This window comes from Acinetobacter lanii (assembly GCF_011578285.1).
GTDB classification, from domain to species: domain Bacteria; phylum Pseudomonadota; class Gammaproteobacteria; order Pseudomonadales; family Moraxellaceae; genus Acinetobacter; species Acinetobacter lanii.
Genome location: NZ_CP049916.1, coordinates 602,609 through 623,080 on the forward strand (window position 1 = coordinate 602,609; position 20,472 = coordinate 623,080).

Genomic DNA, 20,472 nt, shown 5'->3' on the forward strand with positions numbered 1-20,472 from the left:
AACTGTCACTACTAAAAGTTTAGTTTTTTCTGTATAATTTGCCCTCAAATTAAATACGCATTGAATTTACATGTCAGATATTAAAACTCTCCGTAACATCGCCATTATTGCGCACGTCGATCATGGTAAAACCACTCTTGTAGACAAACTTTTGCAACAATCAGGTGCTCTTGGTGATCGCGCGGGTGAGATCGAGCGTGTCATGGATTCGGGCGCTATCGAGTCTGAACGTGGTATTACCATTCTTGCAAAAAATACTGCAATTAAATGGACAGATGCCCGTACAAACACTGAATACCGCATCAACATCGTGGACACCCCGGGACACGCCGACTTCGGTGGTGAAGTTGAACGTGTTCTTTCTATGGTTGACTGTGTATTGCTTCTTGTTGACTCTCAAGAAGGCCCAATGCCACAAACACGTTTCGTAACGCAAAAAGCGTTCGCACGTGGTTTGAAACCAATCGTGATTATCAACAAAGTGGATAAGCCAAGTGCGCGTCCTGATTGGGTTATTGACCAAGTATTCGATTTGTTCGATAACTTAGGTGGTACTGACGAACAGTTAGACTTCCCAGTGGTTTATGCTTCTGGTCTTCGTGGTGTTGCGGGTCCTTCTCCAGAAGAACTTGCTGATGACATGACGCCATTGTTCCAAACCATCGTAGACATTGTTGAACCACCAGCAGTTGACGTTGATGGTCCATTCCAAATGCAGATCTCTTCACTTGACTATAACAGCTTCGTAGGCGTTATCGGTGTAGGTCGTATTCAACGTGGTTCAGTTAAATTGAACACACAAGTGACTGTAATTGATAAAGAAGGTAAGACACGTAACGGTCGTATCTTAAAAATCATGGGTTACCACGGTCTTGATCGTGTGGATATTGAAGAAGCGAATGCAGGTGACATCGTTTGTGTAACTGGTATTGATGAACTTCATATCTCTGACACGATCTGTGATCCTAAAAACGTCGAAGCATTACCAGCATTGTCTGTAGATGAACCTACAGTGACCATGACTTTCCAAGTAAACAACTCACCGTTTGCGGGTAAAGAAGGTAAATTTGTCACTTCACGTAACATCCGTGAACGTCTAGATCGCGAATTGATTCACAACGTAGCATTACGTGTTGAAGATACTGATTCTCCAGACCGTTTCAAAGTATCTGGTCGTGGTGAACTTCACCTTTCAGTTTTGATTGAAAACATGCGTCGTGAAGGCTTCGAGATGGGGGTATCTCGTCCGCAAGTAATTTTGAAAGAAGTTGACGGTGTTAAACAAGAACCGTATGAAAACGTAACGTTTGACGTTGAAGAACAGCATCAAGGTGCTGTAATGGAACAAATGGGTCACCGTAAAGGCGAAATGACCAATATGGAAGTTGACGGTAAAGGCCGTATCCGTATTGAAGCCACTGTTCCTTCACGTGGCTTAATTGGTTTCCGTTCTGAATTCTTGACCATGACTTCTGGTACAGGGATCATGACGTCTAGCTTCTCGCATTACGGTCCAATGAAACAAGGTACTGTTGCGAAACGTCAAAACGGTGTGTTGATTTCTATGGTCCAAGGGACTTGCTTGGGCTATGCATTGTTTACCCTTCAAGACCGTGGCCGTCTATTTGCTAAGCCACAGTTAGAAGTTTATGAAGGTATGATCATCGGTATTAACTCTCGTTCTGATGACATGACAGTAAACCCAACTAAAGCGAAACAGTTAACTAACGTACGTGCTTCTGGTACGGATGAAGCGTTAACACTTGTTCCTGCTGTTGAATATACACTTGAACAAGCGCTTGAATTCATTGAAGATGATGAATTAGTTGAAGTAACACCGAAGTCAATTCGTATTCGTAAGCGTTACTTGACTGAGAACGAACGTAAACGTAACCGTTCTGGTAAATAATGTTTTAAATCAATTTGATTTAAAATCTTAGAAAAAATGCTACTCGTTGATGGGTAGCATTTTTTTTTGTTTAAAATGAGCAACAAAATATATAAATAAGACAATAATCTGATTAAATTACATGGGATTATGTGTAAACTTATTTTATAATTAGAATGAGATTTACATCACAAAATTTAATTATAAAGTATCAATCATTTGGAGATTTAAATGAGTATTATTCAAGAGTTTAAGGAATTTGCTGTCAAAGGCAATATGATGGATTTGGCTATCGGTGTAATTATCGGTGGTGCTTTTGGGAAAATTATTGATTCTTTGGTGAAAGATATCATCATGCCATTGATCACAGTGATCACTGGTGGTGGTGTCGACTTTACTCAAAAATTCTTTGTACTTGGGGACAATCCAAATAACCTCACTTCACTTGATGAATTGACCAAGGCAGGTGTAAACGTTTTAACCTACGGTAGCTTTTTGACCGTATTCTTAAATTTCCTGATCTTGGCTTGGGTGGTGTTCTTGTTGGTTAAAGTCTTAAACCGTATTCGTAAAAAACAAGAAGTGGCTCCAGAGCCAGAAGCAACGCCAGCAGATATCGAATTACTTCGTGAAATTCGTGATGAATTGAAAAAACGTCCTCAAATCTAAACTTTCGATTTTGAAATAAAAACGGCACTTAAAGTGCCGTTTTTTTAATCCATACGGAATTTAATTTCTAACAAGTGCCAACCAAACTGGCTTTTGATCGGACCATGCAACTCACGTTCAGGTAGGGTAAATACGGCTTTATCGATCGGACCGACCAACTGACCTTTTTTAATCTCACCCAATTCACCGCCTTTTTTAGCTGAAGGACAGGTCGAGTGTTGTTTTGCAATTTTTGCAAAATCAGTTCCCGCTTTAATTTTCTTTTTCAGCTGTTCGCAGAGCTCTTTGTCTTTGACAAGGATGTGACGAACGATGGCAGATTTCATGCTTTGGAACTCTTGATAGCTTTCTTGCCGGCTATTTTAACCTGTTTTAAAGGCTGACATTCAGGGCAATACACACTTGCACGTTGTCCGAGCTTTAAATTCTGTAGTGTGGTTTCACAGTTCACACAAATTTCACCTGCACGCCCATACGCCAACAATGTTTGTTGAAAATAACCATTTTCACCCATCGCATTGGTGTAGTCACGTAGGGTCGAACCGCCTAAATCAATGGCTTGTTTTAAAATGCGCTTGATTTCAATCACCAACTTTTCAATTTGTTGAAAGCTAAGACTTGAGGCAGGTTGAGCAGGGTGAATGCCAAGATTAAACAAGCTTTCCGTGGCATAGATATTCCCTACACCGACCACAATATGGTTGTCCATAATCGCAACTTTGGCACCGACATTTTTTGTTTTAAATTTTTCAGCCACATACTCGGCGTTGAAAGCATCACTGAGCGGTTCAGGGCCAAGCGTATCAATCAGCTTGCTTTGTGAATGATCATCGAGCCATAAAATACAACCAAAGCGACGTGGATCATGATAACGCAGTTGAAAATCCTCAAACTGAATTACTAGGTGATCATGCTTTCTGAGTTCATCTTGAGGTTCACACAGGCGAAAACTACCGGACATGCCTAAGTGCCAAAGCATGGTGTCTTGTTCAAATTCAGCCAAAATATACTTAGAACGACGTGTCAGTTTTAACAGTTTTTGTCCCTTGAGCTTGGCAATATTCTCAGGAATCGGCCAACGCAAACTCGATTGATAAACTTGTACCGATTGTACGGTTTGATCAATCAAGGGGAGCAAACTGGTTTTGGTGGTTTCTACTTCGGGTAATTCAGGCATGTCGTGATCATGGCAGCGGCTAGGGAGACCCTTAATATCGGGGTGAGTTGCATAGAATACAAGCATCTATGTCAATATAATTGGCTGGATAATGCAAAAGTCGAATATTCTTTGATCATTAAGATTGCCTAAAAGATCGACAAATGAAATAGATTTTTTTTCTATTATTTTATAGTTGAAAAGATGGTTTTTTATATTTTTGTATCATTTAAGTAATTGAAAGTTAGGGTAAATTTAATACAAGGATTAACTTTTAGTTATTGTTAATTCCTCTTTGATAATGAAAAGTTCGGTAAAGGTTAAAAAAAGACAAGATTTTTCATCCAAAAGCAGGTAGTTTGCACGCCACATATGGAGCTGTTTCTCTCTCTGAACAGTTCCATATGTCCCTTAATGAATGAGGATAACTATGGGAAAATTCAGTCGTGCATTATTACCTGCATTTATGCTGATTGCGATGACCCAATCGCATGCTGATGAAAAAGCATTTGATCTGAAAGGACAATACTTTTTTGGAGATTGGCATGGTAAACGGACTGAATTGGCTCAAAAAGGATATAAATTCGAATCACATCTTCGTGCAGACAGTACTTACCTCGCAGATGGGGGACGTAATCCGCATGCAGATCCTGAAGTGGCGTCTCAGCTTTGGCTCGGCACGACCTTGGATATGGACAAGATTGCAGGTTGGGATGGCGTCACCATCAATGCCGTGATTACCGCGCGTCAAGGGCAAAGTACAGGGCCACGCAATATCCAAGATCCGAACGAACCGATTCTAGGCAATGTGCAAGGTGCCTTCGGTCGAGGCAATCAATACTCTCGAATTACCACACTCACCATTGAAAAAGAATTCAAAGACACGGGCTTAAATCTAAAAGCCGGTCGTATGGCGATTGGTGCTGATTTTGACTTTATGCCTTGTGATTTCCAAAACATGTCTTTCTGTGCAGCGCAAATGGGTAAATGGCAAAACAGCATTTGGAAAAATGCACCGGCTGCACAGTGGGGTGCACGTGTCCGCTATGCATGGACTCCAGAGTGGGTGACTTCCGTTGGGGTGTATTCATTTAACCCTGATGATGGTAATGCCAATCAGGAAAGTCAGGGCATGAGCTTGGATATGGACAATGCCGATGGCGTGACTATTCCCGTTGAGCTGATGTGGGCACCAAAGAAATTCATCAATGATTTATCGGGGACTTATCGTATTGGTGCGATGTATAACACTTCTGATGACCCGAAAAATCAAAAAGATATCGTGACCAGTCAGCCGGAAGATCATAGCTATGGCAGTTGGATCGCGATTGAGCAACAACTGACTTCACATGGCAAAGGTAAATCTGGTCTACATGCCTTTGCTAACCTGACTTGGCATGACAAAACCACCACCAAAGTGGACAGTTCGCAACAGTTTGGCTTTAAGTATTACGGTTTATTTGCTAACCGTCCAAACGAGTCGTTGGGGCTTGGTTTCGACCGGATTCATTTAAATAAACGTTTTGTCGATGCCAAAAATGCCAATCCAAAATTCAACTTTGATGGCAGTGCCGAATACGATATTGAGTTGAACTATCAATATTTTCCGACCCAATGGTTAATGCTACGTCCAAATATTCAGTACATCATCAATCCGGGCAGTACCAATAATGTGGGCAATGCCTTGGTCTTGGGCTTAAGCAGCAAATTAACGTTTTAATCTGAATCATATAAAAGGAGAAATTTTATTTCTCCTTTTATTTTGCCGATCAACGGCTTTTTTTAAATGTAAATAATGGAAATTTCATTTGAAAAAGATTGTTTTAGATAGCGCTAATTATCGGTATTACAGCACCGCCTTAAGATAAACAGTTGTTCAAATTCAAATACTTGTTTCATGGAGGAACCTGATGAAAATAGACACTTTAGCGCTTGTTACACTGACTGGATTTTTGAGTATATCGAGCAGCTATGCCATGGAAAAAGCCTTTGATCCAAATGGGCAATATCTGTTTGGAGATTGGCAAGGCCAGCGTACAGCACTAGAACAAAAGGGAATTAAGTTTGAAGCCAATGTCCGTACCGACACCGTCTATTTAGCCGATGGGGGTTATGATGCGGATCACGCTGAAACTTCAGCACAAGAATTGTTGGGTGTAAGTATAGACTTTGAAAAACTGATGGGATGGCAAGGGCTAAGCTTTCAAATTGTGGCAACAGCACGCAATGGTGAAAGTTTAAGTGCCGATCATATTCAAGACCCGTCTGCACCAATGTTATCCAATACTCAAAGTATGTTTGGACGAGGCAATCAGGATTCACGCCTCACTGTACTGACGTTTGAGAAGAATTTTAAAGATTTGGGCTTAAGTATTAAAGCTGGTCGAATGGGGATGGGGATTGACTTCGACTATATGCCCTGTGACTTTGAAAATTTAGCCTTTTGTGCTGCACAAATGAAATGGCAAAATCAGTTTTGGAAAAATGCCCCAGTTGCGCAATGGGGTGCACGCATTAAATATGAGCTTGCACCGCAATGGTCAGCCTCCATTGGCGTATTTGAATCAAACCCCGATGACAGTAATGCCAAATTAGAAGAACAAGGCTGGAGTATGGATTCAAAGCATGCCGACGGTGTGACCCTACCTGTTGAGTTGCTATGGAAGCCAAAACTGTTTCAAGATCAGTTAGCCGGTACTTACCGTTTCGGGGCGTTTTATAACACCTCAGATGATCCGATCAATCAAAAGGACATTAAAACCAACGCACCAGAAAATCGTACTTTTGGTGGATGGATTGCGATTGAACAACAGCTCACGGCAAAACATGGCACAGGTAAGCAAGGCTTACATGGCTTTGCCAACTTTACATGGCATGACCGCGCGACCACCAAGGTGGATCAATCCCAACAAATCGGCATGAAGTACTATGGCGTTTGGGATGCACAACCGAATGATTTTCTCGGATTTGCTGTCAATCGAACGCAGTTGAATCAACGTTTTAGAGAAGGGCAAATGGCGCAGGGCAATCAGCAGTTCAATGCAGAGGCAGAATATAATATTGAGCTAAATTATAATGCTTATGTCACGCCGTGGTTATCGCTATTACCCAATCTGCAATATATTGTGCATCCCGGGGGAACACGCAACGTGAATAATGCCTTTGTAGTGGGCATTGGTTCCAAAATCGTGTTTTAGTGTGCTGAATTGATGCTGAATACCGAGTTTTGATTAAGACGTATCAGACTCGGTATTCAAGGGTAGATCGAGGAATGGCAATTCAAAATAAAAAATCAAAATAGAAAATTAAAAAGCCTTAAGCACAATCACTAAAGTCAAAAACGATCATCACCGTTGTTCAAATCATAAAGATTAATGAGATTTTTGTATTAAAACCCTGTAACTTCACGCCTCTTCCTAAGCAGTTTCTCCTCTCTTGCTTGAGCAATTCTTTGTTTCTTCGCGTTTCATTTCTAGGCTGTCTATGAAGAAAGTTGTCGTTGTTGCGCTTGCACTCTATCCATTTTTACTTTCACCCTCTGTATGGGCTAAACACAGTCATCTCGCTTCACGTACTCATCTGTTGGAGGATGGGCAAGGAAAACGTCAAGTTCTGGCAAACAAAGGCATACGCTTTGATGCCAATTTAATTAGTGACACAGCTTATTTGATCAGTGGGGGACGGAATCCCGGCGCACGCCCTGAAAGCTCAGCGCATTTGGGTTTGGATGTGGATTTCAATATGCAAACGCTTGCCGGTTGGAAAGGGGTAAATATTCATACCCAAATCACTGCACGCCAAGGGCAAAATACCAGTGTGCGTAATCTACAAGACCCCATGGCACCTGAGCTATCGAGTGTGCAAGTGGCTTTTGCCCGAGGCAATCAGGGCAGCCGCTTGTCTGAACTGTCGATTGAAAAGAAATTTGATCAACATGGTTTAAGTATTAAAGCAGGACGTTTGAATCTCGGGGGTGACTTTGATGTGATGAGCTGCCATTTTCAGAACAGTTCATTCTGTGGCGCTCAAATGGGCAAGTGGCAAAGTGGTTTATGGATGAATACGCCTGTTGCACAGTGGGGGGCACGGGTCAAATTTGGTATACATCCTGAGTTGAGCGCACAAATTGGGGTCTATGAATTTAATCCTGACAATGGCAATGCCCACGCTGAAGGGCAAGGTTGGAGTTTGGACAGCCAACATGCTGATGGCGTGACTGTACCGGTGGAGCTGATATGGCATCCTCAATTTGGATCGCATGATCTCGCGGGCACTTATCGCGCCGGTTTCATGTGGAACACCGCACACGATGTCAATAATCAAAAAAATGTCGTTACTGGTTTGGCTGAAAATCACAGTGATGGAGAATGGATTTCAATTGAACAACAACTGACGACTAAAGCAGGTGCGGGATCAGGCACACAACAGGGCTTGGAAACCTTTGAAAATTTCACATGGCATGATCAAGCCACTAATAAAATCGACAATACCCAGCAAATCGGCTTGGAATATGTGGGGCTCAGTGATCATCATCCGCATGATATTTTAGGCTTGGCGGTGAATCGGGTACACCTCAATCCGCATTTCGTACATACTCAAGAATTACATGGGAAACATCAATTTAATGCGCGTGCAGAATATAATCTTGAGTTAAACTATAATTACAATTTAACACCGTGGTTATTGTTACGGCCGGACTTACAATATGTCGTACATCCTGGTTCATCGAATAATTTAAATAACGCTTTTGTCGTTGGATTAACCACCAAGCTCGTTTTTTGATTCGCTTTTTATCATTATCATGAAGGTTCTTCATTATGCAAAAAAAAATATCCACTCAAACATTAAATTTCAGCTTGCTATGTCTTAGTGCGTGTATTTGCCAAAGTTTATATGCAGAAACAGAAACCTCATCGAATGTGGTATTACCGACTTTAAAAATTGAAGCGACTCGTACAGACACCAGTTGGTTAAATACTCCTGCTTCGGTTTATCGTGTTGAACAAAATAAGAATCAAAATAATTTAGGGGTGAATCTGACCGAAACCTTAAAAGGGGTGCCGGGTTTACAGCTCAATAACCGTGAAAACTATGCGCAAGATTTGCAAATTTCGATGCGGGGCTTTGGTGCACGTTCAACCTTTGGTGTACGTGGTATTCGTTTATATGTTGATGGTATTCCTGCGACCATGCCCGATGGACAAGGTCAAACCTCCAATATTGATTTGAGCAGTTTGGACCATATTGAAGTGTTGGGCGGACCTTTTTCATCGCTCTATGGTAACTCTTCAGGTGGTACGGTGTTGACCACCACCAAACAGGGTGAAGGACGTGACTCGATTGAATTGGGCTATAGCACAGGGTCGCACAATAAAAATCGTGGTGACATTATTTTACAGGGCGGTTCAGACAAAGCAGGTGAACCAAGCTATGTCGTAAGTACCTCTTATTTTGATACCGATGGCTACCGTGACCACAGTGAAGCCAATAAGACTTTAAGTAATGCCAAGCTGACTTGGGACTTAAATGATGGCTCTAAAATCAACTGGATGATTAACCATGTTGATATTACGGCGAATGATCCGGGTGGTTTAAACTATTCTGATTGGAAGAAAGATCCCAAACAAGTTGTTGCAAATGTTACTAAGTACAATGCTAGGAAAGATATTAAACAAACCCAGACTGGTGTGAACTGGACTAAACCACTCAATGAAAAAAATGAAATCTATGTAATGGGTTATGCTGGACAACGTGAAGTAACTCAATTTCAATCCACTCCAGAAATGTCGCAAATTAAAGATCCAATAAATGAGCAAAAAAAACCATATCAAGCTGGAGGCGTCATTGATTTTGATCGATCATACTACGGATTAGATTTACGTTGGACTGGTAAAGATTTATTACCTAATACAAGATTCTCAGCAGGTTTAGCTTTTGATTATATGGATGAAGATCGTCAGGGCTATAACAACTTCACAGCCACTGAAAATGGCGTGAAAGGTGAGTTACGTAGAAATGAACGAAATACGCTATGGGATTTAGATCCTTATTTACAGGCATCTTGGAATTTTTTACCAAGTTGGACATTAGATGCAGGACTTCGTTATAGCAACGTACATTATAAAACCAAAGATTTTTACGTAGTGGGTAAAAATTTAGACAATAGCGGCAAAACAGATTACGACAAGTTTTTACCTTCAGCAGCACTATCTTGGAAAATTACGGATTCTTTATCTGCTTATGCGAGTTATGCCAAAGGATTTGAAACACCAACCTTTACCGAAATGGCGTATTCACCTGCAGGCGAATCGCAAGATAACAACTTAGATTTAAACCCATCAGAAAGCGATAATTATGAAATTGGTGTTAAGTCTCAAAATGTACTAGGTAATTTCACAGCATCTGCATTTGAATCAAAAACCAAGAATGATATTGTTTCAGCAGGATCAATTGATGGTCGTTCGACATTTAGAAATGCTGATAAAACCTTAAGACAAGGTTTTGAATTCTCATGGGATAAAAATTTATGGCGAGATTTAACCGCCCAATTAACTTACAGTTTTATTGATGCTACATTCGATGCAAATATTCCAGCAGAGAATGGGGTTGATGAAGTAAAAAAAGGAACTTTTATACCTGGTATTGCGAAAAATCAAGCTTACTTTGCATTAGGCTGGTTACCTGAAACAGGATTTAACGCCGGTATAGATATGCGTTATATGGATAAAATCTATGTTAAAGATAATCACAGTACCAATCAAGATATAGCTCCAGACTATATTTTAGTTTCGGCAAACATTGGATATATCTGGAAAAATGATGATTGGAAAGTACGTACCTACGCTCGTGTCGACAACTTATTTGATGAAAATTATGTCGGTTCAGTGATTGTTAATGAAAGTAACAGTCGTTATTTCGAACCTGCCGATGGTATCAATTGGAGTGCAGGTCTTAGCGTGACCAAAGCCTTTTAATCAAGCAACAAGGAGTGCGGTGTGTCTTTATTATTTGAATCCATACAGTTTGGACAGTTAAGTCTTCAAAATAAAATTGTGATTGCACCCATGTGCCAATACTCGGCTACCGATAATGGTGAAGTGACTTATTGGCATGAACAGCAATGGGCACATTATGCTTTGTCAGGTGCAGGGCTATGCATCATTGAAGCCACCGCCGTACAACCTGAAGGGCGTATCAGCTATGCTGATTTAGGTCTTTGGAATGACCTGCAACGTGCTCAAATGAAAGCCTTGTTAGAGAAAGTGAAATCACTGTCTCCGATGCCAATGGCGATTCAGTTGGCACACGCTGGTCGTAAAGCATCTACTGATAAGCCTTGGAGTGGAAAGGGACAAATAGCCCCTGACCATACACAGGGTTGGCAAACGGTTTCGGCAAGTGATCTGCCATTTAATGACACCGATGCTGCACCGCATGCTTTAACGATTGAAGAGATTCAAAAAGTGATTGCGGACTTTGCTGAATCGGCAAAACGTGCAGTGGATGCTGGCTTTGATTTGATCGAAGTGCATGCGGCACACGGTTACTTGTTGCATCAGTTTATGTCACCACTTTCTAATGTTCGTACAGACGAATACGGTGGCAGTTTTGAACATCGGATTCGCTTGACTCTAGAAGTTTTTCAAGCGATTCAAAATGTGGTACCCAAAGGCTATCCGGTTGGCATTCGGATCTCTGCCACAGATTGGATGGACGGTGTGGAAAGTTGGGATGTTGAGTCTAGCATTGGTTTAGCCAAAGCCTTAGAGCAGTTAGGTGCAGTCTATATTCATGTGTCTTCAGGCGGATTACATGCCAAACAAGACATTAAAATTGGTGCCAATTACCAAGTGCCTTTTGCTGAAGCGATTAAACAAAATGTCTCGATTCCCGTGATTGCGGTCGGTTTGATTACTGAAGCCCAGCAAGCAGAAGATATTTTGCAAAATGCACAAGCCGATGCGATTGGTTTGGCACGTGCGATTCAATATGATCCACGTTGGCCATGGCATGCAGCGGCAGCACTGGGTGCTGAAATTGAGATCAGTCCGCAATATTTGCGTTGCCAACCGCATGGTCTTAAGCAACTATTTAAAAAGTTTTCAGATTAAAATGGTTTAAGGATTAATTTTTGCTTTAAAATTAAGCATTCTTTATTGGTTTATATAGCGATGTGGCTTTGCATCACGCATGTGAAGGCGCATCCTATAGACTATCCTTTTACGTTTTAAGGTTTTGATTATGGTCTTTACGGTCATTGTTCCTATTTTTCTGTTGTTATTTTTAGGATATTTGTCCGTAAAACTGAAAATCTTAGTGAAAGACCAGACCAATGCAGTGGGTACATTTGTCATTCGGATCGCTTTACCTGCATTGTTGCTGCATTCTTTAGCAGAAAAAAATCTGCATGAAATTTGGATTCCTTCCTTCTTTTGGGTCTATACAGCGGTTACGTTTTTATTGTATTGCCTAGCCCTGTATCTATCACGTCAATATTTTCGCAATTCATTGTCTGGCTCAGCTGTGCTGGCGTTGGGCGCTGCAATGTCAAATACAGGGTTGATTGGCACAGCCGTGTTAACCATGTTAATGGGGCATGCCGCCATGACCCCCATCAGTCTGGTGGTGATTATTGAAAGTGTACTCTTGGTTCCCACTGTAATGGTGTTGGCGCAATTGGGTCGACAAAGTGACCTTAAAGTTTCAGCGATTGCGATTCGAACAGTTCAAACCTTAATTAAAAATCCGCTATTTATGAGTGTGGTAATAGGGATCAGTTTAGCGGCATTAGAGCTTAAGATTCCACATCAGATCGATGAGGTATTGACGCTGTTGGGCCATACCGCTTCACCCTTAGCATTATTCTCAATTGGTGGGGGCATAGTGGGGCTGAGCTTAAGATATGTAAACTTGCAAAGTTTTTATCTGGTGGCTTCTAGTAATATTTTGATGCCTTTATTGATGTTTTTAGGTTTGAGCTATTTGACAGAATTGGATCAAGACATGGTCTATGCCGGCACTTTAATCGCAGCGTTACCGATGCCAACGATTTTTGGCATGTTGGGGCAAGCCTATGGTATTAGTGAAAAGACCCTAACCCCATTATTGATGAGCACAATATTTGGTTTTATGGTGACGATTGGATTGATCACCGTATGGTGGTCTTAACCGAAAAACCTTTTGCGCTGTCATAAGCGGAAAAGCTTATAGGTTTGATAAAATCAAGGGGAGTTCAGGGGATATCTAATCGAATCAGATCACATCCCCCTAAAGCGATTATGATTTGGCTTTTGTGGTCGCTGCTTTGGCTGGCGCTTTGCCTTTTTCAGCGATGAGTTTATTCACTACGTCTAAGCTTTGTTTAGCTTGAGGAATGTTTTGTTGCGCGAGTGCACTAAAAATTTTCTGCGCTTCAGGCAAGTTTTGAGGCACGATGTTGCCATTCACAAACATATTGCCAATCGCCATCAGGGCAGGGATATAACCTTTCTTGCCTAAGTCCTGAATACTGGCTAAACCTTGCTTGATGGGTGCTTCTTTTTTGGTTTTAAAACCTGTAGAAATGTCATACAGCGCTTTGGCATGAATCGCAGGATAACTGCCTTTTTTGATCAGCGGATCCAATTTTTGCAGCGCTTGCTTGTCAGATGCATCTTTACCTTCAGCAAACAGCACCACTGCCAATTCAACAATCGCATCATCAAAACCTTGAGATGCCGATTTCTCTAGATATTGACGCGATTTTTTTTCATTTTTGGTCAGTCCTAAACCGCCTGTGGCATAGTTTTGTGCAAGTACGTAGTTCGCCAGTGCATAACCTTTATTACCGGCTTGTTCATACAATTGAACCGCTTTGGCATTGTCTTGTTTGGTGCCTTGACCGGCTTGGGTCAGGTAAGCCAAATTATAAGTGGCTTGCGCACTACCTGCTTTGGATAAGCGTTCAAGCTCTTGGTAAGCCGCTGTGAAATTCTTTGCTGCGACCAGTTGTTGGACTTTTTCAAATTGTGGATCGACATTGGGCGTTGCAGCAAAAGTGAAGCTTGAGGCTACTGTGAGTAAGGCACCGCATAATAATTTTTTCATGATTTTTATATAACCTATAAACGATTTCTAAATCCATTTATCTAATGAAAATAGGGTTTTAATATTCATTTTCATCATAGTAACTATTGTGTGAATGTAAATATAGGAAATGTACTTAATCTGATTTATTTATTCACAATCGCTTTATACGGTTGTTTTTCAACTTGGTTTAAACATGCGACTCTGCTTAAATGATCGCATTGAAAATAGGTAGTGAAAACATGTTTATTAAAGGCATTAAGCGCAATTATTTAAGAGTGCTTGAAGATGAAAGTATTCCAGATCATGAAAAAATTGATGCACTGTTGATGAAGCTCGGTGGTCAATTTTTAGTGAGTAAGGATGATCGCGTTTATATCTTTAAAGATGGTGATGCTGAAGCAAAATTTGATGCTAAACATGCTCGTGCTTATCACTTCAAAGACTATGTGATTAAAGACATGAATAAGTTATTTCATGATTTTAATGCCGACTAAATTAAGCATAAGCAAATAAAAAGCCTCTGAATTATAGAGGCTTTTTATATGATTTAAAATCGATCATTTTTATTTAACTATAGCTTTATTTAAGACGGTTTTTACCACAGCTTTAGGGGCTAAGACGTAGTAAAAAGTTGCACCTAGAAATGCACCAATAAACCAGTTAAAAGGCGCTAAATGTTGTAAGGCTGGCACAAGGGTAAATACCAAACCAATCACGACGGCAGGGACTAAAGCTGCTATAGCTTTAGGATTAACTCCATTGCGGTACCAATACGCACCATTGGGTTGATCATTAAATAATTCATCCACTTGTACAGTTTGTTTCTTTATAAAATAAAAATCAGCGATCAAGATTCCAAACAGTGGTCCAATAAAGGCTGCAAGTACATCCAAGGTGTAATGAATCAGTTGTGGTGAATTGAACAAATTCCATGGTGTGATCAGTACTGAACCGAGTGCAGCAATCATACCGGCACTACGGAAGCTGAGTTTTTGAGGCATAAGATTGGAAAAATCGAAGCCAGCGGAAACGAAGTTAGCCACGATGTTAATGCCGATGGTTGCGGTGAGTACGGTTAATAAACCTAAAACCACCACAAAAGTGTTATCAATCATCGCCACTGTTTCTAAAGGATCCGTGACCATTTTGCCAAATAAACTATACGTGCCTGACACTGTAAGTACAGTAATGATCGAGAAGAATAGGAAATTGAATGGTAAACCCCAAAAATTTCCTTTTTTTACTTGTTGCATAGATTTGCCGTAGCGTGAAAAATCACCAAAATTAAGCAGAGGACCTGAGAAGTAAGACACCACTAAAGCGATTGCGACAAACAATTGTGCCCACTGTTCAGATGCGGTGAGTTGTTTAGAGCCTAAATTAAACGAGATATTTGACCAACCAACCTGCGAAATAAGCCATGCCGCTAAAGCAAACATCACCACATAAACCAATGGTCCTGCCCAGTCAATAAAGACTTTGATGGTGTTCATGCCTTTCCAAAACACCAATGCTTGTAGAATCCACATGGTGCCAAAACACAGCCATCCAATAGCAGATAAACCCACAAAAGAACTCTCAGTGAAATAGCTGAGTTGTGGGAAAAACTTCAGTACAATCAGCATGAGTGCATTGGATGCTAACCATGTTTGAATACCGTACCAAGACACAGCAATTAAGCCACGAATAATTGAAGGGATATAAGCGCCATAAACACCAAAAGCTTGTCGAGCGATGACGGCATAGGGAACACCACTTAACTGACTCGGCTTTGCCACTAAATTTGCCGCTAACTGAACAATCACGATGCCAATGATTAAAGCTAGGAAAACTTGCCAACTGGCTAAACCGAGTGCAAATAGACTGGCTGCGACCATATAGCCGCCTATGCTATGCACATCAGACATCCAAAAGGAGAAGATGTTGTACCAACCCCAATTTTGTTTTGCAGGGACTAGATCTTCATTGCTGAGTCTTGGACTATAATTTTTATCATTCATCTGTGGACACTCTCATTCTACTTAAAATATATAGAGCAGAAAATGTGCCAACAGCTTTAAAAACCACCAGAACTTGGCTTAATTCGATAAGATAATAATCACAAGTGGTTCAAAAATTGCTTATCAATTAGGCGTTATAAGGGCATTCTTTATACGTTCTTTTTTCTATTTAAATCTAGCCTACTTGAGCTGACTCATTTGAAATGACTATGAAAATTCAAATAATTAATCCTAATACTTGTTTAGAAATGACCCATAGCATGGGTCAAATGGCTCAAAAAGTGGCATTACCCACGACTCAAATTGAATCTGTATCGCCAAGTGAGGGTGTTGCTTCAATTGAAGGGCACTATGATGAAGCAATTTCAGCTGTAGGTGTACTTCAGTTGATTCAACAAGGCAAATTACAACATGTGGATGGACATGTGATTGCATGTTTTGGTGATCCAGCTTTAGATGCAGCAAGAGAAGTAGCCGATGCCCCAGTGATTGGAATTGCTGAAGCAGCATTTCATATGGCAAGTTTGGTTGCGACAAAGTTTTCGATTGTAACCACTTTAGCGAGAACCAAAATCATTGCAGAACATTTATTATACCGTTATGGTTTTGAGCGCCGATGTGCCCAAATTCGATGCATAGATTTGCCAGTCCTCAGTTTAGAACAAGATCGTGACAACGCATATCAAGCCTTATTGGTTGAATGTGAATTGGCAAAGCGACAGGATGGCATTGGTGCAATTGTGCTTGGTTGTGGTGGAATGTCTGATATGGTGCAAGATATTAGCCAACAGTTGAATATACCGATTATCGATGGCGTAAGTGCTGCAGTTAAACTACTTGAGGGTTTGCATGGAATGGGCATAACAACCAGTAAGTGGGGTGATTATGCTTACCCGAATCTAAAATAAATGTTATCAATTTAAATGCAGTCATAAAAAGCCTCCAAATTGGGAGGCTTTTTTTATCAAGCAAATTGTTTGGTTAGAACTTCCATTCCACAGCACTCCCGACCAATGTTTGATGATCCTCTTTCGAGCCTTCTTCTAAAAGTAAGTAAGATGCATAACTATAAATACGCAGGTTTTTCTTTAAGGCATAATCAGCACCGACAATAAACTGCGAAATATCACGGTCTACATAGCCATGTTTCATTTCGGCTTCAGTTGCGGTGTATTGGGCTTTTAAGGTCCATTTTTCTGCTTGAGGTAGATTATATTCGGCACCGAGCAACCAGCTATTGGCTTGATCAATATCATCGGCATGACCGGCATTGCCTTTACGCTCTTCGACTTTCGAGTTTTGATATAAACCACGTAAGCTTAAACCATTGTTTAAATCATAACGCCCTACAGCACGAACCGTATCCGCAGCAGCAAAAGCACCTGAGGTATCGGTATAGGTATCCTCGGTATTTAAATAGGCTTTACGCAAAAAGTTACTCGGCATGGCGTGGTCATAGGCCACACCTAAAGACAGTTTTGAATCGGTATAGAGTACAGAAGTCGAGATGGCATCGCCTAAATGATGTCCTGCTGCTTTGGCACCGCCTTCGGACTTGGTTACACCGGCGCGTGAACCCATAGGAAGCATCACTGCAACATCAATTTCACCTTGACCTGCTGGAATGGCAGGGGATTCATACATAAAACTGTCATCGACTCGGTTATCACCGCCCATGACACCTTGGATATCGGCATTGTTTTCTACAGCATTGTTATATGAGTCCACCAAAACACCGAGCTGTTTGAGCGGTGAATCTTGCTTACCAAATTTAAGCGTGCCTAGTTTTTGATCTTTTATACCGAAGAATTGGTTACGTGGGGTCAGTACGCGTGGACTTCTTTCTTTATGGATGGTGATTAACCATTCACTTTGGTACACCGCACTGAAGCGATCATTGAATTTTTCTTCGCCTTTAATCCCGATGAGGGAGTTATTTGAATTGAGTCGAAATTTATCTTCATCCCGCTGGGTCGCATTATGTTGCGGTAAATAGTCTAAAGACAGGTCAATCTTGCCATAAAATTTCGGTTGGGCAGAAGCAGTATGAGTCAATAACGCACTGCAACACGTGACCATGCATAGTGCGATTAATTTTTTACTCATCTTGTTGTAGCCCTCAAACATTGAGCACTACCTTAACAGTTGAACATGAAGCTAACCTTAAGAAATCTCATAAAACAGAAAGATGTTCTCGTTTTAGTCGTGTTTGTCTGTTTTTAAGCCGATATGTGGTTTTTATTTTATAAGGGTTAAAAAAAAAGCCCCATGGTGAATGAGGCTGTGCTTAAAAAGCGGATTCAAGTGGGATCTAGAATTTCCACTCGACGGCTTGACCAATCAGCAGTTGATTATCTTCTTTCGCACCTTGCTCTAAAGTTAAATAACCTGCATAGCCATATGCTCTTAAATTTTTACTGAAGGCATAATCTGCGCCCCCCATCACTTGCCAAATGTCACGATCTTCTTGTCCATTTTTCATATTGGTATTGGTCTGGGTGTACTGCGCTTTCAACGTCCATTTTTTGGCTTGAGGCAGTTGATATTCTACACCCACCAACCAGCTATTGGCTTGGTCAATATTGACGGCGTTGGCAGAGTTCCCTTTCTCTTGATTGACCTCAGCATTTTGGTATAAGCCACGCAGACTTAAACCATTGTCTAAATCCACTTTAGCAATGGCACGAATGGTGTTGGCAGCGGCAAAAGCACCTGAGGTACTGGTTTCTGTATCGATGGCAGTGATATAGCCTTTACGTAAGAAATTGGTCGGTATTGCATAGTCATAAGCTAAGCCTGCAGTGACAACAGGGGCTTTATAGATGATAGAACCTGAAAAAGTTCGACCAATATCCTTGCCAGCAACTTTCGCACCGCCCTTCGATTTTTCAATATGATCGCTCGGCCCAATCGGTAACATCAGTGTGGCATTGATTTTGGCATCAGCGACTTTAAAAGCAGGGGACTCATAGGTCAGGGTATTATCAATCCGGTTTTCACCGCCCATAATGCCTTGCATATCGGCATTGTTCTCAACCGCATGGTTATATGAGTCGACAATAACCCCTAACTGTTTTAAAGGGGTATCGTTCTTGCCGTATTTTAATGTACCCAGTTGTTTGTCTTGAATACCAATTAATTGGTTACGTGGTGTAAAGGTTTCATTGCCATTTCTTTTTAAAATAAAGGTCCATTCGGATTGGTACATTACACTGAAACGTTGATTGAGTTTTTCTTCACCTTTAATCCCGAACAGCGTGTTATTCGAATTGAATTGGACATGATGATCATCTTTGTTTAGATGGTTGTCGCGAGGCATATAATCAACGGATAAATCGATTTTGCCATAAGGCTGTGGCATTGCAAAAGCTGGACTTGCTAAAAGTGCTGAAATCAAAGAGAGAGTGATTTTAGATTTCACCGATAAAACTCATATAGGTATTGAAAATAGGCGCGCAGGATTTCATATTATGTATATATTACAAAGTGATTAATTTTAATTTTATTATCCAAATTTGAGATTAAGCTGTTTTATTAAACAAATTTTATAAGGCATAAAAGAAAATAAAACACAAGCTTTTCACGTAATATCAATCAGATAAAATAATATCGATGAAGATGAGTTATTTATATGGTGTTGGATATTTAAACAATAGATTTGAAGATTATTCGTTTAAAAAGAAAGCAGTACATATTATAAATGCGTGCGTTATTTATTCAATCATTTCATAGATCACCATGAGCCTGAAGCACCGCCACCGCCAGAACTGCCGCCTGAATCACGTTTAGTGGAGGAAGATGTCGAGTGAGGATTCAATGTTGAACTTGAAGATGATTTTTGCTCTCTGTGGTCTTTTGCTTCGCTATATGGCTCAAACGGACGCTCACGGTTTTTTTTGATTCTTATATATTGCTGACCATCCGTACCCATCACGATCTCAGGAAGTGGCGTTTTGGCTTTGTTTCTGTTTTTAAAATATAAGAACAGCAGTAAAAGGGGAGTCGCAAGGATTAAGCCACTGATACCATAAAGGATCAGAACCAAAATCACTGTGCCCAATGAAAGTTCTACATCTGTATTCGATTGCAGTTCATTTTGTGTGTGTGATAAATCGTTGTCTTTATTTACACTTGAAACGCTACTGTATACCGAATCTGTCGCAGTCTGAATTCCATCGTAATATTGATTCTGTTTAAAATAGGGGGCAAGATCGTATCGAATAATACGTCCTGCCTCTATATCGGTGAAATCACCCTCCAAACCATAACCGACTTCAAAGCGCATCTTCCGGTCATCTTTAGCGATGATGAGTAATAAACCATTATCGAGCTTTTCATTGCCAATTTTGATGGTGTTGAATACGTCTAAGGCATACTGCTCAATGGATTCTCCTTGAGTAGAGGGAATCATCAAAATTTTAAAATCGACATTCGCATCTTGGTAAAGTTGCTCATTTTGCAGTTTTAGTTTTTCAATTTCATTGGCGCTTAGGGTTTGTGTAGAATCCACAATATTTTCTTTTTTTAATTTTTCTAGTAGCGCTGAATCGAATTCGGCATAAATGCTCGATGATATAAGGCAACTCATGAGGATTAAGCAATTGAATAAGAAAAAACGTAAAGGAAAATGATTCGACATTTTTATCGTCTATTTTTAGTATGTATTAATTTTAGACAGCAAAAAAATAAAA

General features: G+C 40.6%; 17 protein-coding genes. 10 read left to right on the forward strand and 7 right to left on the reverse strand.

Annotated features, from left to right (window positions below):
- Positions 1-70 precede the first annotated feature (70 nt).
- Together typA and mscL are read left to right on the forward strand one after the other, a co-directional pair.
- A complete protein-coding gene (typA, locus tag G8D99_RS02825) occupies positions 71-1,909 on the forward strand; it encodes a translational GTPase TypA (protein WP_166322439.1) in 1,839 nt (612 codons plus the stop codon).
- A gap of 210 nt (positions 1,910-2,119) precedes the next feature.
- On the forward strand, positions 2,120-2,557 hold the full coding sequence (gene mscL, locus G8D99_RS02830; RefSeq protein ID WP_166322441.1) for a large conductance mechanosensitive channel protein MscL: 438 nt from the start codon (positions 2,120-2,122) through the stop codon (positions 2,555-2,557).
- A gap of 44 nt (positions 2,558-2,601) precedes the next feature.
- On the opposite strand, the gene G8D99_RS02835 is transcribed toward mscL, so the two are convergent.
- Both G8D99_RS02835 and mutM read right to left on the reverse strand, forming a co-directional pair.
- Positions 2,602-2,883 (reverse strand): peptidylprolyl isomerase, encoded by a 282-nt coding sequence (locus G8D99_RS02835; RefSeq protein ID WP_166322443.1) that lies wholly within the window; start codon positions 2,881-2,883, stop codon positions 2,602-2,604.
- Positions 2,880-3,734 carry a bifunctional DNA-formamidopyrimidine glycosylase/DNA-(apurinic or apyrimidinic site) lyase gene (mutM, locus tag G8D99_RS02840; protein ID WP_166322445.1) on the reverse strand — a complete coding sequence of 285 codons (855 nt, stop codon included), beginning with the start codon at positions 3,732-3,734 and terminating at the stop codon, positions 2,880-2,882. The genes G8D99_RS02835 and mutM overlap by 4 nt, the downstream gene beginning before the upstream one ends.
- 409 nt (positions 3,735-4,143) lie before the next feature.
- Between mutM and G8D99_RS02845 the strand changes: the two genes are divergently transcribed.
- From G8D99_RS02845 to G8D99_RS02870, 6 genes are all read left to right on the forward strand, one after another.
- Positions 4,144-5,433 carry a carbohydrate porin gene (locus G8D99_RS02845; protein WP_166322447.1) on the forward strand — a complete coding sequence of 430 codons (1,290 nt, stop codon included), beginning with the start codon at positions 4,144-4,146 and terminating at the stop codon, positions 5,431-5,433.
- Between the two features lie 190 nt (positions 5,434-5,623).
- On the forward strand, positions 5,624-6,910 hold the full coding sequence (locus G8D99_RS02850) for a carbohydrate porin (protein ID WP_166322449.1): 1,287 nt from the start codon (positions 5,624-5,626) through the stop codon (positions 6,908-6,910).
- Between the two features lie 286 nt (positions 6,911-7,196).
- Positions 7,197-8,495: a carbohydrate porin gene (locus G8D99_RS02855; RefSeq protein WP_166322451.1), complete on the forward strand. Its 1,299-nt coding sequence runs from the start codon at positions 7,197-7,199 to the stop codon at positions 8,493-8,495.
- A 35-nt stretch (positions 8,496-8,530) separates the two neighbouring features.
- Positions 8,531-10,687 carry a TonB-dependent receptor family protein gene (locus tag G8D99_RS02860; RefSeq protein ID WP_166322453.1) on the forward strand — a complete coding sequence of 719 codons (2,157 nt, stop codon included), beginning with the start codon at positions 8,531-8,533 and terminating at the stop codon, positions 10,685-10,687.
- Positions 10,688-10,708: 21 nt separating this feature from the next.
- Entirely contained in the window at positions 10,709-11,824 is a 1,116-nt protein-coding gene (locus G8D99_RS02865; protein WP_166322455.1) for an NADH:flavin oxidoreductase/NADH oxidase, read from the forward strand.
- Positions 11,825-11,954: 130 nt separating this feature from the next.
- Complete coding sequence (locus tag G8D99_RS02870) at positions 11,955-12,881, forward strand: AEC family transporter (protein ID WP_166322457.1); 927 nt, start codon at positions 11,955-11,957, stop codon at positions 12,879-12,881.
- A 108-nt stretch (positions 12,882-12,989) separates the two neighbouring features.
- On the opposite strand, the gene G8D99_RS02875 is transcribed toward G8D99_RS02870, so the two are convergent.
- Positions 12,990-13,799 carry a tetratricopeptide repeat protein gene (locus tag G8D99_RS02875; RefSeq protein WP_166322459.1) on the reverse strand — a complete coding sequence of 270 codons (810 nt, stop codon included), beginning with the start codon at positions 13,797-13,799 and terminating at the stop codon, positions 12,990-12,992.
- A gap of 221 nt (positions 13,800-14,020) precedes the next feature.
- Here G8D99_RS02875 and G8D99_RS02880 point away from each other — a divergent pair, with 221 nt between their 5' ends.
- Positions 14,021-14,275: a hypothetical protein gene (locus tag G8D99_RS02880; protein ID WP_166322461.1), complete on the forward strand. Its 255-nt coding sequence runs from the start codon at positions 14,021-14,023 to the stop codon at positions 14,273-14,275.
- A 69-nt stretch (positions 14,276-14,344) separates the two neighbouring features.
- Here the strand turns inward: G8D99_RS02880 and G8D99_RS02885 are convergent, their stop codons facing one another.
- Positions 14,345-15,781, reverse strand: coding sequence for an NCS1 family nucleobase:cation symporter-1 (locus G8D99_RS02885; protein ID WP_166322463.1), 1,437 nt, complete (start codon positions 15,779-15,781; stop codon positions 14,345-14,347).
- Positions 15,782-15,990: 209 nt separating this feature from the next.
- On the opposite strand from G8D99_RS02885, the gene G8D99_RS02890 reads away from it, so the two are divergent.
- Complete coding sequence (locus G8D99_RS02890; protein ID WP_166322465.1) at positions 15,991-16,689, forward strand: aspartate/glutamate racemase family protein; 699 nt, start codon at positions 15,991-15,993, stop codon at positions 16,687-16,689.
- A 73-nt stretch (positions 16,690-16,762) separates the two neighbouring features.
- On the opposite strand, the gene G8D99_RS02895 is transcribed toward G8D99_RS02890, so the two are convergent.
- From G8D99_RS02895 to G8D99_RS15615, 3 genes are all read right to left on the reverse strand, one after another.
- Positions 16,763-17,887: a porin gene (locus G8D99_RS02895; RefSeq protein WP_166322467.1), complete on the reverse strand. Its 1,125-nt coding sequence runs from the start codon at positions 17,885-17,887 to the stop codon at positions 16,763-16,765.
- A 205-nt stretch (positions 17,888-18,092) separates the two neighbouring features.
- The gene (locus G8D99_RS02900) at positions 18,093-19,202 is read right to left on the reverse strand and encodes a porin (protein ID WP_166322469.1); all 1,110 of its coding nucleotides are present in this window, start codon (positions 19,200-19,202) and stop codon (positions 18,093-18,095) included.
- 312 nt (positions 19,203-19,514) lie between these two features.
- The gene (locus G8D99_RS15615) at positions 19,515-20,291 is read right to left on the reverse strand and encodes a TPM domain-containing protein (RefSeq protein ID WP_264821718.1); all 777 of its coding nucleotides are present in this window, start codon (positions 20,289-20,291) and stop codon (positions 19,515-19,517) included.
- Positions 20,292-20,472: the final 181 nt, after the last annotated feature.

Excerpts from the sequence above, each read along its gene's own strand:
- typA (WP_166322439.1), top strand. The coding sequence starts at position 71 with ATGTCAGATATTAAAACTCTCCGTAACATCGCCATTATTGCGCACGTC.
- mscL (WP_166322441.1), top strand. The coding sequence starts at position 2,120 with ATGAGTATTATTCAAGAGTTTAAGGAATTTGCTGTCAAAGGCAATATG.
- G8D99_RS02835 (WP_166322443.1), bottom strand. The coding sequence starts at position 2,883 with ATGAAATCTGCCATCGTTCGTCACATCCTTGTCAAAGACAAAGAGCTC.
- mutM (WP_166322445.1), bottom strand. The coding sequence starts at position 3,734 with ATGCCTGAATTACCCGAAGTAGAAACCACCAAAACCAGTTTGCTCCCC.
- G8D99_RS02845 (WP_166322447.1), top strand. The coding sequence starts at position 4,144 with ATGGGAAAATTCAGTCGTGCATTATTACCTGCATTTATGCTGATTGCG.
- G8D99_RS02850 (WP_166322449.1), top strand. The coding sequence starts at position 5,624 with ATGAAAATAGACACTTTAGCGCTTGTTACACTGACTGGATTTTTGAGT.
- G8D99_RS02855 (WP_166322451.1), top strand. The coding sequence starts at position 7,197 with ATGAAGAAAGTTGTCGTTGTTGCGCTTGCACTCTATCCATTTTTACTT.
- G8D99_RS02860 (WP_166322453.1), top strand. The coding sequence starts at position 8,531 with ATGCAAAAAAAAATATCCACTCAAACATTAAATTTCAGCTTGCTATGT.
- G8D99_RS02870 (WP_166322457.1), top strand. The coding sequence starts at position 11,955 with ATGGTCTTTACGGTCATTGTTCCTATTTTTCTGTTGTTATTTTTAGGA.
- G8D99_RS02875 (WP_166322459.1), bottom strand. The coding sequence starts at position 13,799 with ATGAAAAAATTATTATGCGGTGCCTTACTCACAGTAGCCTCAAGCTTC.
- G8D99_RS02880 (WP_166322461.1), top strand. The coding sequence starts at position 14,021 with ATGTTTATTAAAGGCATTAAGCGCAATTATTTAAGAGTGCTTGAAGAT.
- G8D99_RS02885 (WP_166322463.1), bottom strand. The coding sequence starts at position 15,781 with ATGAATGATAAAAATTATAGTCCAAGACTCAGCAATGAAGATCTAGTC.
- G8D99_RS02890 (WP_166322465.1), top strand. The coding sequence starts at position 15,991 with ATGAAAATTCAAATAATTAATCCTAATACTTGTTTAGAAATGACCCAT.
- G8D99_RS02895 (WP_166322467.1), bottom strand. The coding sequence starts at position 17,887 with ATGAGTAAAAAATTAATCGCACTATGCATGGTCACGTGTTGCAGTGCG.